Source organism: Haemophilus influenzae (assembly GCF_019703545.1).
Taxonomy (GTDB): Bacteria; Pseudomonadota; Gammaproteobacteria; order Enterobacterales; family Pasteurellaceae; genus Haemophilus; species Haemophilus influenzae_E.
This window is the reverse complement of record NZ_AP018771.1, coordinates 645,384-658,687: the sequence shown is the minus strand read 5'-3', so window position 1 is coordinate 658,687 and position 13,304 is coordinate 645,384. Positions and strand designations below refer to the sequence as shown.

15 protein-coding genes are annotated in these 13,304 nt (G+C 37.7%); 7 read left to right on the top strand and 8 right to left on the bottom strand.

From position 1 onward, the window contains the following. Nucleotides 1-53: 53 nt before the first annotated feature. Genes K6J66_RS03280 through K6J66_RS03265 form a run of 4 tightly spaced genes read right to left on the bottom strand, consistent with a single transcriptional unit; the run spans nt 54 to nt 3,515 of the window. Entirely contained in the window at nt 54-869 is an 816-nt protein-coding gene (locus K6J66_RS03280) for a metal ABC transporter permease (RefSeq protein ID WP_038439281.1), read from the bottom strand. Next, nucleotides 862-1,710: a metal ABC transporter permease gene (locus K6J66_RS03275; protein ID WP_038439282.1), complete on the bottom strand. Its 849-nt coding sequence runs from the start codon at nt 1,708-1,710 to the stop codon at nt 862-864. Before K6J66_RS03275 ends, K6J66_RS03280 begins: the two co-directional genes overlap by 8 nt. 3 nt (nt 1,711-1,713) lie before the next feature. Continuing rightward, nucleotides 1,714-2,634, bottom strand: coding sequence for an ATP-binding cassette domain-containing protein (locus tag K6J66_RS03270; RefSeq protein ID WP_005669098.1), 921 nt, complete (start codon nt 2,632-2,634; stop codon nt 1,714-1,716). Beyond that, nucleotides 2,634-3,515: a metal ABC transporter substrate-binding protein gene (locus tag K6J66_RS03265; RefSeq protein WP_038439284.1), complete on the bottom strand. Its 882-nt coding sequence runs from the start codon at nt 3,513-3,515 to the stop codon at nt 2,634-2,636. Before K6J66_RS03265 ends, K6J66_RS03270 begins: the two co-directional genes overlap by 1 nt. A 247-nt stretch (nt 3,516-3,762) precedes the next feature. On the opposite strand from K6J66_RS03265, the gene K6J66_RS09670 reads away from it, so the two are divergent. Further along, on the top strand, nt 3,763-3,888 hold the full coding sequence (locus K6J66_RS09670) for a hypothetical protein (RefSeq protein ID WP_257005528.1): 126 nt from the start codon (nt 3,763-3,765) through the stop codon (nt 3,886-3,888). On the opposite strand, the gene K6J66_RS03260 is transcribed toward K6J66_RS09670, so the two are convergent. Beyond that, nucleotides 3,880-4,758, bottom strand: coding sequence for a D-alanyl-D-alanine carboxypeptidase family protein (locus K6J66_RS03260; protein ID WP_038439286.1), 879 nt, complete (start codon nt 4,756-4,758; stop codon nt 3,880-3,882). The genes K6J66_RS09670 and K6J66_RS03260 overlap by 9 nt on opposite strands. Nucleotides 4,759-5,004: 246 nt before the next feature. On the opposite strand from K6J66_RS03260, the gene rlmN reads away from it, so the two are divergent. The 6 genes from rlmN to K6J66_RS03230 all read left to right on the top strand — a co-directional run bounded on the left by rlmN (nt 5,005) and on the right by K6J66_RS03230 (nt 10,807). Continuing rightward, a complete protein-coding gene (gene rlmN / locus K6J66_RS03255) occupies nt 5,005-6,156 on the top strand; it encodes a dual-specificity RNA methyltransferase RlmN (protein WP_005662659.1) in 1,152 nt (383 codons plus the stop codon). 100 nt (nt 6,157-6,256) lie between these two features. Beyond that, nucleotides 6,257-6,796 carry a type IV pilus biogenesis/stability protein PilW gene (pilW, locus tag K6J66_RS03250; RefSeq protein ID WP_038439288.1) on the top strand — a complete coding sequence of 180 codons (540 nt, stop codon included), beginning with the start codon at nt 6,257-6,259 and terminating at the stop codon, nt 6,794-6,796. A 71-nt stretch (nt 6,797-6,867) separates the two neighbouring features. Beyond that, the gene (locus tag K6J66_RS03245; RefSeq protein WP_005666610.1) at nt 6,868-7,779 is read left to right on the top strand and encodes a RodZ domain-containing protein; all 912 of its coding nucleotides are present in this window, start codon (nt 6,868-6,870) and stop codon (nt 7,777-7,779) included. Nucleotides 7,780-7,787: 8 nt separating this feature from the next. After that, nucleotides 7,788-8,894, top strand: coding sequence for a flavodoxin-dependent (E)-4-hydroxy-3-methylbut-2-enyl-diphosphate synthase (ispG, locus tag K6J66_RS03240; RefSeq protein WP_038439289.1), 1,107 nt, complete (start codon nt 7,788-7,790; stop codon nt 8,892-8,894). Between the two features lie 9 nt (nt 8,895-8,903). Continuing rightward, entirely contained in the window at nt 8,904-10,175 is a 1,272-nt protein-coding gene (hisS, locus tag K6J66_RS03235) for a histidine--tRNA ligase (RefSeq protein WP_110442563.1), read from the top strand. A 17-nt stretch (nt 10,176-10,192) separates the two neighbouring features. After that, nucleotides 10,193-10,807 carry a YfgM family protein gene (locus K6J66_RS03230; protein ID WP_038439292.1) on the top strand — a complete coding sequence of 205 codons (615 nt, stop codon included), beginning with the start codon at nt 10,193-10,195 and terminating at the stop codon, nt 10,805-10,807. A gap of 50 nt (nt 10,808-10,857) precedes the next feature. Here K6J66_RS03230 and iscX read toward each other — a convergent pair whose 3' ends face one another. From iscX to hscA, 3 genes are read right to left on the bottom strand one after another with little or no spacing between them, the layout of a single operon-like run. Then, the gene (gene iscX, locus K6J66_RS03225; RefSeq protein WP_014550441.1) at nt 10,858-11,052 is read right to left on the bottom strand and encodes a Fe-S cluster assembly protein IscX; all 195 of its coding nucleotides are present in this window, start codon (nt 11,050-11,052) and stop codon (nt 10,858-10,860) included. Further along, entirely contained in the window at nt 11,052-11,393 is a 342-nt protein-coding gene (gene fdx, locus K6J66_RS03220) for an ISC system 2Fe-2S type ferredoxin (RefSeq protein ID WP_005656373.1), read from the bottom strand. The genes iscX and fdx overlap by 1 nt, the downstream gene beginning before the upstream one ends. Before the next feature lie 39 nt (nt 11,394-11,432). Then, nucleotides 11,433-13,292 (bottom strand): Fe-S protein assembly chaperone HscA, encoded by a 1,860-nt coding sequence (hscA, locus tag K6J66_RS03215; RefSeq protein ID WP_038439293.1) that lies wholly within the window; start codon nt 13,290-13,292, stop codon nt 11,433-11,435. Nucleotides 13,293-13,304 lie beyond the last annotated feature (12 nt).

The window sequence follows — 13,304 nt, the reverse complement described above, 5'->3', positions numbered from 1 at the left end:
ATAAAGTTATTGCGATTTTCTACCTTCTCTTTGAGAAAAGAGGGGTAGAAAAATTATCTTATTCTAATCTTGCTATAAGCTAATGCTATAACAAAAAATGCGGCTTGCAGAAGAATGATACAAGCACCCGTTGAGGCATCAAAATGATAGCTCAATATTACGCCAATTAGGCTTGATGTAATGGAGCTGACAATAGCAATCCATAGCATTTTATCAAAAGATTTAGTAAGCGTAAGTGCGGTAATTCCTGGTGCAATTAACATTGCTACCACCAAAATAACGCCGACTACTTGCATCGTGCTTACAATGGTTAAAGCAAGTAGAATTAATAAACCATAATGTAAAATTTTAGGAGAAAGCCCTGCAACACGGGCGTGGCTTGGATCAAAACAATAAAGCAGAAAGTCTTTACGTTTAAAGACAATCAGACAAAAAATTATCGCAGAAATGACCGCACTTTGAATAAGCTCTTGATAACTTACACCCAATACATTACCAAACAAAATATGGGTTAAATGCTGTTCTGTTTGAATTTTGGTAAACATAACAAGACCAATGGCAAACATTCCAGAAAATACAATGCCCATTGCGGTATCTTCTTTTAGGCGACTATTTTCTTTTAAATATCCCACGCCAAGGGAGCAAAAAATGCCTGAGAAAAATGCGCCAATCGCTAAAGGAATTCCTGCCAAATAAGCGAGTACAATACCAGGCAATACGGCATGAGAAATGGCATCGCCCATTAATGACCAACCTTTCAAGACTAAATAGCAAGAAAGTAATGCACAGATAATCGAAACAATCAATGCAGTCAATAAGGCATTTTGCATAAACTCAAATTGTAGCGGTTCTAAAAGCCAATCAAACATTTTCTACCGCCTTTTTATTACGTGTGAGTAAGCCATATTTTGGTGAAAATAAGAAAGCGACTAAAAACAATAATGTTTGCAATGTCACAATCACACCGCCAGTGGCACCGTCTAAATAATAGCTAATATAGACCCCAACAAAATTTGTCACTGCACCCAAAATAATAGCGATGATTGACAAGGTTTTGAATTTATCAGTGAGTAAATATGCTGTTGCACCAGGGGTAATGACCATTGCAATGACTAAAATCGCCCCCACAGTTTGCAATGCAGCTACCACACAAGCACTTAATAAAGTAAAAAATAAAACCTTATAAAATAATGGCGAAAGCCCTACTGTTCTTGCCTGTGTTTCATCGAAAAAAATCAGTAATAAGTCTTTCCAGAACAATAAAAGCAATACTAAACAAACACCGATAATAATTGCGACTTGGTAAATATCTTCATCAGCAATGCCTAAAATATTACCTAAAATGATATTGTGCACATTTACTGCGGTTGGATTTAAAGAAACGATTAACAAACCTAATGCAAAGAAAGTACTGAAAATAAACCCGATAACGGCATCTTCTTTCAGTTTAGAAATGGATTTAATCCAAAGAATAGAAAGTGCGGCAAAAATACCTGCAAAAAATGCACCAAGTGCATAAGGCAAAGAAAAGGCATAAGCAATAGCGACACCAGGCACAACGGAATGAGAAAGCGCATCGCCAATCAAAGACCAGCCTTTAAGCATTAAATATGAAGACAAAAACGCACAAATAGCACCCACTGCGGTACTCAAAATCATCGCCTTGAGCATATAATCATAGGAAAAAGGTTCGAGCAATAAATCTAACATTACCTAATCCCTCTTATTTTTAACCGCACTTTTATAAGGGCAATCTTCAAAATGGCAATCCTGTGTTGTTGGCGCAGGTGGATCTTGCTTAGTTTCGCCATAGAATACAACGGCTTTTTCATCATCTGTTAAGACGGTAACAGAACGTTTATCTTCATCATTATGTAAATTTTCGCCCAATAATTTAATATGACGTAACACCCCACCAAATACAATTTCCAAATTATGTTGGTTAAAGGTGTCTTCTGTTTTTCCTGCGGCGATGACCGTGCGATTAATCATTACCACTTGATCACAAAAATCAGGAACAGAACCTAAGTTATGAGTTGAGACAAGAATAAGATGACCTTCTTCTCGAAGCTGTTGAAGAAGATCAACAATGGCATTTTCAGTTTTCACATCAACGCCAGTGAAAGGTTCATCCAATAAAATAATTGGACTTTGTTGTGCTAAAGCGCGGGCCAAAAACACGCGTTTTTTCTGCCCGCCAGATAACTCGCCAATTTGACGATGCGCAAGATGCTCAATATTTACTCGCTGCATCGCCTCTTGAACTTTTTGTTTATCAATCGCTTTGGGTATACGAAGAAAATTCATATACCCATAACGCCCCATCATCACGACATCATACACTGACACTGGAAATTGCCAGTCCACTTCTTCTGATTGTGGTACATAAGCAACCAAATTACGTTTCAGTGCTTGGGAAATTGGCAAATCACAAAGTTTAATTTCACCTTGTTGTGGCTTCACAAGCCCCATTATGCTTTTAAATAATGTAGATTTACCACTGCCATTCACACCCACTAATGCACAAATAGTTCCACTATTGAGTGAGAACGTCATATTGTGAATAGCAGTATGACCATTGTTGTAACGAACAGTTACATCATTAACCCAAATTGATGTCGAGAAAGAGTCCATTATTTTCCGAATCCTTTAACAATGGTTGATACAGTGACGTTAAGCAAATCAAAATAAGTTGGCACAGGGCCGTTTTTCGCAGAAAGTGAATCAACGTACAACACGCCACCGTATTTTGCACCACTTTCTTTGGCTACTTGTTGTGCAGGTTTGGCTGAAATTGTACTTTCACTAAACACAACAGGAATATTGTTTTTACGAACTAAATCAATCACTTTACGCACTTGCTGTGGTGAGCCTTGTTGTTCAGCATTGATTGGCCATAAATAACCTTCTTTTAAGTTGTAATCTTTCGCCAAATAACTGAAAGCACCTTCACTTGTTACAAGCCAGCGTTGTGCTTCTGGAATCTGTGCTAATTTTGCACGAAGTGGCTCATCAAGTTGTTTAATTTTTTGAGCATAGTCAGCGGCATTTTTTTCGTACACTGCTGCATTTTGTGGATCGTATTTCACTAACGCATTTTTAATATTTTCAATATAAATTAATGCATTCGATGGCGACATCCACGCATGTGGATTAGGCGCATCTTTATACGGGCCTTCATAAATAGATAATGGTTGAATACCTTCTGTTACTACCACAGCAGGTTTATCTTTAACATTTTGGAAGAAACGCTCAAACCAACGTTCTAAATTTAAGCCGTTCCATAAAATTAAATCGGCAGATTGTGCTTTTACAATATCTTTTGGAGTGGGTTCATATTCGTGAATTTCAGCACCGGGTTTGGTGATAGATTCCACTGTAGCTGCATCACCTGCCACATTTTGTGCAATATCTTGAATCACGGTGAAGGTGGTAACTACTTTAAATTTTGCGTTAGCTTGCATTGCAAATAAACCAAGTGCAAGTGCGGTCATAATTTTGAATGAATTTCGCATAAGATGTCCTTATTTAAAAAAAGATAGATTGAATGCCTGAATAATTGTTCAATAGCTCAACAATTATTCATCGGAGATAATAGTACTACTTTTTATATTGTTTTGGAATGGGAATGATTATCAAAATAATAGATTTATTTATAATTATTTCGTACAAAATGTATTGAATGTATGAAAAAAGAACAAAACATTTTGGTTAGTATTAAGTTCAGCAATAGTCTTGGCTGCTTGTGATGATAAACCTAAAATGACAGAACAAACCAAAACAACTGACCAAGAAAAAGTCACTGTAGAACAGCCTGCTCATCAGCTAAAAACGCGAGATAAAACAAACTGTTATCTTGCGTTTTTATATTTACGAACATTATTTTGATAATTTCTGAATTAGCGTATTAAATCCCACTTCATCATAGCCATCTTCATATTGGGCTTCTCCTGCTACATCACGAATTGTTCTTCCATTTAATGCCGTGCAGCCGAATTTTTCTAATTTGCTTTTAGTAAAACTAGAACGATACGCTGAGGAAGTGTTATTTAAACTAATTACGCCAATAGTTGCATTTTTGCATAGGTGTTTATTAATGAAAACGAGATTATAACCAGATTCTTGAATGTAGCCTGTTTTATTTACCACAGCATCAAAAATTTCATCACGCACTAACTTATTAGTATTTTTAATATAAAGCTTGTGTTTCCCTGCTTGGATATAAGTTGCACTAAGATTAGATAAACGTTTAATGTCCGATTTATTTAATGAATATTTGGCGAGCTTAACTAAATCCATTGGGCTGGAAATATTATAGCTAGATAACCCTGAACTATCGTGAAAACGAGTAGAATACATACCAAGTTGATGGGCTTTTTCGTTCATTTTATTAATAAATTGGCGACGACTTATTCCCGCTGCACGAGAAAGCGCGTGGGCGGCATAGTTATCAGAATGGACAAGCATTGCTTTCAATAATTCGTTACAAGAGATAGGAATATTTTTAGGTAATTTTGTTCCAGTGCCTTTAATTCGATCCGTATCCTCTTTTGTGATTGCGATTCGACAATTAGGATTTTTATTATTCTCTAAAAATACATTAGCCGTCATTAATTTTGTTACAGAGGCAATAGGCTGAATACTATCAGACGCGTGGCTTTCCAACACTCGATTATGGGTAAAATCATACACAACATAAGACTGTGCCAGCGCAAAAGAAGGACACAAAGATAAAATAAATAAAGCTTTTTTAAACATTATTGGTCACCTTAGAAAATAGGCTGATATTTTACCGCACTTTTTCCGCTGTAATTGAAAATATTTGCGATCTAGATCGCAAAAAAGTGCGGTAAGATTTTCTATCGTTTTTCAATTCCGCTAGATTATGCGGTGACAAATCTGTACAATCTCCGTTCATTTTTTAATTGCGAATTTTTCATTGTGAGTTTTTGATAAAAACACCTGCACAACGCTATCGCCACAATGTGTAATAACGAGGCTAAAATGTCAGAATTATTGTCAGTGCAATCAGATGCACCCGCTAAAAAAATTAATCTAATGGATTTAACGCGCCAACAAATGCGCGAATTTTTTAAAGAACTCGGCGAAAAACCATTTCGAGCAGATCAGTTAGTTAAATGGATTTATCATTTTGGCGAAGATAACTTCGACAATATGACAAACATTAATAAAAAATTACGTGAAAAACTTAAGGCGGTTGCAGAAATTAAAGCCCCAGAAGTTGCCGTTGAACAGCGTTCAGCCGATGGCACGATAAAATGGGCAATGCAAGTGGGCGAGCAGCAAGTTGAAACTGTGTATATTCCCGAAGCAGATCGTGCGACGCTTTGTGTATCTTCCCAAGTTGGCTGTGCCTTAGCTTGTACCTTCTGTTCAACCGCACAACAAGGATTTAATCGCAATTTAACGGTTTCAGAAATTATCGGTCAAGTATGGCGAGCCTCTAAAATTATTGGCAACTTTGGCGTAACTGGCGTTAGACCCATTACAAATGTGGTAATGATGGGAATGGGCGAACCCTTATTGAATGTTGCTAATGTTGTTCCTGCAATGGAAATTATGTTAGATGATTTTGCCTATGGTTTATCAAAACGTCGTGTAACCTTATCGACTTCTGGTGTTGTGCCAGCATTAGATAATTTGAGCAAAATGATCGATGTGGCTTTGGCTATTTCATTACATGCCCCAAACGATGAATTACGTGATGAAATTGTGCCAATCAACAAAAAATACAATATCAAAACATTGATTGACTCGGTAAATCGTTATTTGACAGTATCAAATGCAAATCACGGCAAAGTGACGATTGAATATGTGATGCTCGATCATGTAAATGATGGCGTAGAACACGCTCATCAACTTGCAGACGTATTAAAAAATACGCCTTGTAAAATTAATTTAATTCCGTGGAATCCGTTCCCAGAAGCACCTTATGCAAAAAGCTCGAATACGCGCATCGATCGCTTCCAAAAAACCTTAATGGAATATGATTTTACCGTGATTATCCGTAAAACCCGTGGAGATGACATTGATGCAGCTTGCGGACAATTAGCGGGAGATGTTATCGATCGTACTAAACGTACCGCAATGAAACGCCAATTTGGACAAAATATTGGGGTGACAGAAGTTAATTAATATTCTAGGCATGTGAATTAATCAAGTTCACATGCCCTATGTTTTCATACAAATTAAAGCATATTAAATATTTCTTCCTACCCTGTTAAAAGGAGAAAAAATGCAAACAATAAGTAAACAACTAAGTGCGGTTATTTTCCCTTTCATTTTTTCTGCCTGCGTTTCACAATCTGCGTCTAGCTTAGATCATCAAGCTGCCGCCAAAGCGCGAGTGGAACTCGCTTTGAGCTATCTTCAGCAAAATAATCCTCAACTGGCTAAAATCAATTTAGACAAAGCACTTCAACACGATAAAAATTACTATCTCGTGCATTCAGCACTTGCACATTATTATCAACAACAAGGGCAAATAAAAAATGCCTTTCGTGAGTATGAAATAGCCGTAAAACTTAATCATAAACAAGGCGATGTACATAATAATTTTGGTACGTTTCTATGTAGTCAAAAGAAATTTGAGCAAGCCCAGCAACAATTTGAATTAGCCCTTAATTCGCCGAATTATTATCATCAAACAGATACATTTGAAAATATCGCGCTTTGTGCTTATTCCGCGAAAAAAATGAATATTTATCAGCAAACATTAGAAAAATTACGTCAAATCGATGGAAAACGTGCGGAAAAATTCAATAGCCTAAAATAAAGCATTGCCAAATCAAGTATTGGACTTTAAAATTTAGCCCTTATTTACCGCCTAATTATTTGATTAACTTTATGAATCCAACTACTGAGCAAGTGCTTTCTCCTGGTGAGATTTTTCGTCAAACACGCGAAGCCTTAAATCTTTCTCTTGAAGATGTCGCTAAAGAAATCACGTTACGCCCTTCTATATTAGAGCAACTTGAAAATAATGAATTTATTCAAAAATCAACGCCTTCTATATTTGTCAAAGGTTATGTTCGCAGCTATGCAAAATTCTTACGTTTGCCAGATTCTGTGTGGGAAAATATTGTTTTTGCTGAAACAGAAAAAAATGATTTAGGGAAAAATGCACGTTCAACCCGTGCCGTTAATCAATATTCTTCTCACAATCGTTGGATCGGGCGTTTAACCGCAATAGTATTCGTGATTGTAATTGGTATGACTGGGCTTTGGTGGTGGCAAAGTTATCAACAAAATACTCAAGAACGCGATGATTTAGTGCAAAGCTATGTTGCCTCTACCGAAAACAATCAGCCTGCCACCGCTCTTGTAACAACAGAAGAAAGTAATAAATCTGCACCAGAAACAGCAGCACCAGTCTCACAACCAGTAGAAATAACAAATAATCTGTTACCAGAAATAGCACAAGAAAATAGCGTTTCACTACTCAAAAACGATGAAAAATCAGTTTCAGACATTCAAAGTGCGGTCGAAAATCCAAGTATTTCTCCAACGTTACCTATAGCAAAAGGCGATTTAGTGATTGAAATATTGACAAATAGCAGTTGGATTAGTGTAAAAGATAACGCCCGTCACGTATTAGCACAAAAAGAATATAAACAAGGCGAAATATTAACCTTTAATGGCAATGAATTTTCATTAATTGTAGGCGCACCAAGCAATGTGCGCATCACTTACAAAGGCGAGAATTATCCTCTGAAAGTGGATGGTCGTGTAGCAAAATTCAAACTTTCACAACCTTAGGAAAAATAATGTCAGCTTTTCAGCCAACTATTAAGCGTCGTGAATCGACAAAAATTTATGTGGGAAATGTACCAATTGGTGGAGATGCACCGATTGCCGTGCAATCAATGACAAATACTCGCACTACTGATGTGGAAGCGACAGTTGCTCAAATTAAATCATTAGAACGTGTTGGTGCAGATATTGTTCGTGTATCTGTTCCAACAATGGATGCTGCGGAAGCATTTAAACAAATTAAACAACAAGTGAATGTCCCGCTCGTAGCAGATATTCATTTCGACTATCGTATCGCGTTAAAAGTCGCAGAATATGGCGTGGATTGTTTACGTATTAATCCCGGCAATATTGGTCGTGAAGATCGCATCCGTGCCGTTGTTGATTGTGCTCGTGACAAAAATATTCCGATTCGTATTGGCGTAAATGCAGGATCTTTAGAAAAAGATTTACAAGAAAAATACGGCGAGCCAACACCAGAGGCATTATTAGAGTCCGCATTACGTCACGTAGAAATTTTAGATCGCCTAAATTTCAACCAATTTAAAGTGAGCGTAAAAGCCTCCGATGTATTCTTAGCGGTGGAAGCTTATCGTTTACTGGCTAAAGCAATTAAACAACCTTTACATTTAGGCATTACAGAAGCAGGTGGCGCACGCGCTGGTGCAGTAAAATCTGCGGTGGGTTTAGGAATGTTATTAGCTGAGGGCATTGGCGATACGCTGCGCGTTTCTTTGGCGGCAGATCCTGTAGAGGAAATCAAAGTCGGTTTTGATATTTTGAAATCTTTAAGAATTCGCTCTCGTGGCATTAATTTTATTGCTTGCCCAACCTGTTCTCGTCAAGAATTTGATGTGATCGGCACAGTCAATGCACTAGAACAACGCCTTGAAGATATTATTACACCAATGGATGTATCGATTATCGGCTGTGTAGTGAATGGTCCTGGTGAGGCACTCGTCTCCGATCTCGGCGTAACGGGTGGTAACAAAAAAAGCGGTTATTATCTTGACGGCGAACGTCAAAAAGAGCGTTTTGATAACGAAGATATAGTGAACCAATTAGAAGCAAAAATTCGTGCGAAAATCGCACGACAAGATCCAAAAAACAGAATTATTTAAGGAAAGCTCGTGGCAAAAACAATTCAAGCAATTCGTGGTATGAACGATTGCGCCCCAACAGAATCTCCATTATGGCAATGGATTGAAGCACAAGTACGCAATGTATTAAATAGTTATGGCTATTCGGAAGTGCGTATGCCAATTGTAGAAAGCACGCCATTATTTGCGCGCGCAATCGGCGAAGTAACTGATGTTGTCTCAAAAGAAATGTACACATTTTGGGATAACGATGAACAATTAACCTTACGCCCTGAAGGCACAGCAGGTTGTGTGCGAGCAGCCATTGAACACGGTTGGATCTATAATAATGAACAACGCTTATGGTATATCGGGCCAATGTTCCGTCATGAACGTCCACAAAAAGGGCGTTACCGTCAATTCCATCAAGCAGGTGTTGAGGTATTCGGTATTGCAAACCCAGAAATTGATGCAGAATTAATCATGCTTACCTACCGTTTATGGAAAGCATTAGGTATCGATCAATATGTTACACTTCAACTTAACTCTATTGGTTCTTTAGAAGCATGCGCAAATTATCGCTCAGCTTTGGTTGGTTTCTTAGAAAACCATCAAGATTTAATGAGCGATGAAGAAAAAGATCGCTTGGTAAAAAATCCATTGCGTATTTTGGATACCAAAAATCCAGAATTACAAAAAGTATTGGATAATGCACCAAAATTACTTGATTATTTAGATGATGAAAGCCGTGAACATTTTGAACAATTATGTGCATTATTAGATGCGGTTGGTATTCAATATGAAATTAATCCTAAACTCGTGCGTGGTTTAGATTATTACAACAAAACTGTATTTGAATGGGTAACCTCTGCTCTTGGCGCACAAGGTACAGTGTGTGGTGGTGGTCGTTATGACGGTTTAGTGGAACAACTTGGCGGACACGCAACACCAGGCATCGGATTTGCTATGGGGTTAGAACGTTTAGTCTTGTTGGTACAAGAAGTTAATCCAAATGTTCCTGTTAAAAGTGCGGTGGATATTTATGTTGTTTATCAAGGCGAAGGCACAACATTAGCTGCTTTTGAATTAGCGGAAAAAGTACGCTCGGAATTACCGCACTTAAATACCATGTTGCACTGCTCTGGCGGTAATTTCAAAAAACAATTTAAACGTGCAGATAAATCTGATGCAACATTAGCATTAGTTATCGGCGAAAGCGAAGTCCAAAATAAACAAGTCGTTGTTAAACACTTACAAGGTGGTGCAGATCAGCAAACCTTAGATTTAGTGAATGTAATCGACTATATTCAAACTCAATTTTAATTTAAAAGGGGAAAAACATGGCTTATTCCATTGAAGAAGAACAAGAGATTAACCAGTTGAAAGAGTGGTGGAAAGAGAATGGCAAAACAATTATTGTCGCTTTTATCTTAGGTGTGGGCGGTATGTTTGGATGGCGTTATTGGCAAGCACACCAAGCAGAACAAATCGCTCAAGCCTCCGCACAATATGATGCTTTAATTAATTCTGTGCAACAAGACGAACAAGTTAAAAAAGCAAATATAGAACAATTTGTGCAAGCTAACAGCAAAACGGCATACGCTGTCTTTGCTTTGTTAGATGAAGCGAAAAAAGCCACTGAAAAACAAGATTTTTCAGCAGCAGAAGCAAATTTAAACCAAGCATTAACCCAATCTCAAGATGAAGTATTAACATCTATTATTGCATTACGTTTAAGTGCAGTGCAATTTCAATTGGGTCAATTAGATAATGCTTTAACTACATTAAACCAAGTGAAAGGCGAAAGTTTTAATGCTCGCAAAGCGATTTTAACTGGCGATATCCAAATTGCAAAAGGAGATAAAGTTGCGGCGAAAAACAGCTTTGAGCAAGCACAACAAAGTGGTAGCCAATTAGAACAACAAATGGCAAAAATGAAATTAAACAACCTTTAAAAAATAATACCCGCATCAAAGTGCGGGTATTTTTTCAATCAAATTTCTGATTATTCAAATTCATCTAACCATTTTAATAAAATAGCCTCAAGAATTGATTCATTTGATTTATTTGGATCATCGTCAAAATCTTCAAGTTCACAAATCCATTTATGTAAATCAGTAAAACGAACGGTTTTTGGATCTAAATCTGGATTACGATCGTAAAGTTCTTCTGCAATTAATTGGGTGTCTGTCCATTTCATTAGTGAGCAGCCTCATTTGCGTGATTAAGGTTATATTTTGGAATTTCTACCACAAGATCTTCATTTCCCACGACACATTGACAAGATAAACGGCTATCCATTTCTAATCCCCAAGCCTTATCTAGCATATCTTCTTCTTGATCACTCGTTTCATTTAAAGAATCAAACCCCTCACGAACAATCACGTGGCAAGTTGTACAAGCACAAGAACCATCACAAGCGTGATGAATTTCTACTCCTGCATTGTGAGCAACTTCTAATAAGTTATCTCCTGTTGCAGCATCAACGACCATACCTTCAGGACAAAAATCTTCATTAGGTAAAAAAATCACTTTTGGCATAATACTTTCCTCAAAATTATTTAATATCTGACCGCACTCTTACGGATTTTCAATGTCTGACAGATTTTTACCCGTCAAAGCTTTATTAATTGACGCATTCATTCGACGAGCCGCAAATTCTTGGGTAGCAGTGTCTAAGGCTTTAATTCCTTGCGCAATTGCATCGCGATCTGAACCTTGTTTTACATCCATTAATTGTTTTAACACAGTTTCAATATGATGAAATTCATCTGTGCTAAGCAATTCAGCCCCATCTGCTTGTAACGCAACAATTACGCTTTCAATAACACGATCTGCTTCCACTCGTTGCTCGGCTAATTCACGTGCTTGTAAATCCTCTTGCGCATTATCAAAAGAAGATTTAATCATTGCGGTTACTTCTTCATCAGTTAAGCCATAAGATGGTTTAATTTGTATTGAAGACTGTACTTTTGTCGATTTTTCCATCGCTGTAACGCTTAATAAACCATCTGCATCCACTTGATAAGTCACTCTAATATGGGCTGCACCCGCTGCCATTGGCGGAATACCTCGTAGAGTAAAGCGTCCTAAAGAACGACAATCATCCACTAGCTCTCGTTCGCCTTGTAGCACATGAACAGTCATTGCCGTTTGTCCATCTTTGAAAGTAGTAAACTCTTGCGCACGAGCTACAGGAATTGTTGTATTACGTGGAATAATTTTTTCCACTAATCCGCCCATCGTCTCAATGCCTAAAGAAAGTGGTACAACATCAAGCAATAACATATCAGAATCAGTTTTATTCCCGACTAAAATATCTGCTTGAATTGCAGCACCAAGTGCCACAACTTTATCAGGATCGATTGAGGTTAATGGTGTTTTACCAAAAAACTCGCCAACTTGTTCTCTTACATAAGGCACACGAGTTGAACCGCCAACCATTACCACCGCTTGCACTTCTTCGGATTCCACATTGGCATCTTTCAATGCCCGACGACAAGTTAGCAATGAACGTTTTACAAGCGGATAAATTAATTCATTGAATTGTTCCCGCGAAATTTCTACTGAAAAATCTTGCCAAGAAATAACCGCACTTTTTTCATTAGTCAAAGTAATTTTAGCTTGGTTAGCAAGGGTTATTAACTCACGCTGTTGATTTGCTGTTTGTGGTTTTAGCTTAGTTTGTTCTATTACCCAATCTGCAATTAAATGATCAAAATCATCTCCACCTAATGCAGTGTCTCCACCCGTTGCAAGAACTTCAAAGATACCTTTTGATAAGCGTAAAATTGAAATATCAAATGTACCGCCGCCTAAATCATAAACCGCAATAATGCCTTCCTGCCCACTATCTAATCCATAAGCAACTGCAGCTGCAGTAGGTTCATTCAATAAACGTAATACATTTAGCCCAGCTAAACGCGCAGCATCTTTAGTGCTTTGACGTTGAGCATCATCAAAATAAGCTGGAACCGTAATCACAACCCCAGAAAGCTCACCTCCAAGGCGTTGTTCTGCAATGTGATTTAAGCGCGATAAAATATCTGAAGACACTTCAATTGGACTTTTAGGCCCCTGTGCCGTAATAATTAAAGGTAATCCATTTTCACTCGCCACAAATTCATAAGGCAAACTAGAATAACGAGATTGAACATCAGAAAGGCTGCGACCAATTAAGCGTTTTACTGAAATCACCGTATTTTTTGGATCAAGTGAGGCTTGTTCAAAGGCTTCTAAACCAACTTTCTTCTCTTCAACGCCATAATGAACAACTGACGGCACAAGACTGCGTTCTTGTTCATCATTAAGAATCACGGATTGCCCACTACGCACGGATGCAACCAAAGAATTGGTTGTTCCCAAATCAATCCCAACGGCTAAACGATGTTGATGCGGTGCCGCAGCTTGTCCTGGTTCTGCAATTTGTAATAATGCCATATGCTATTTTTC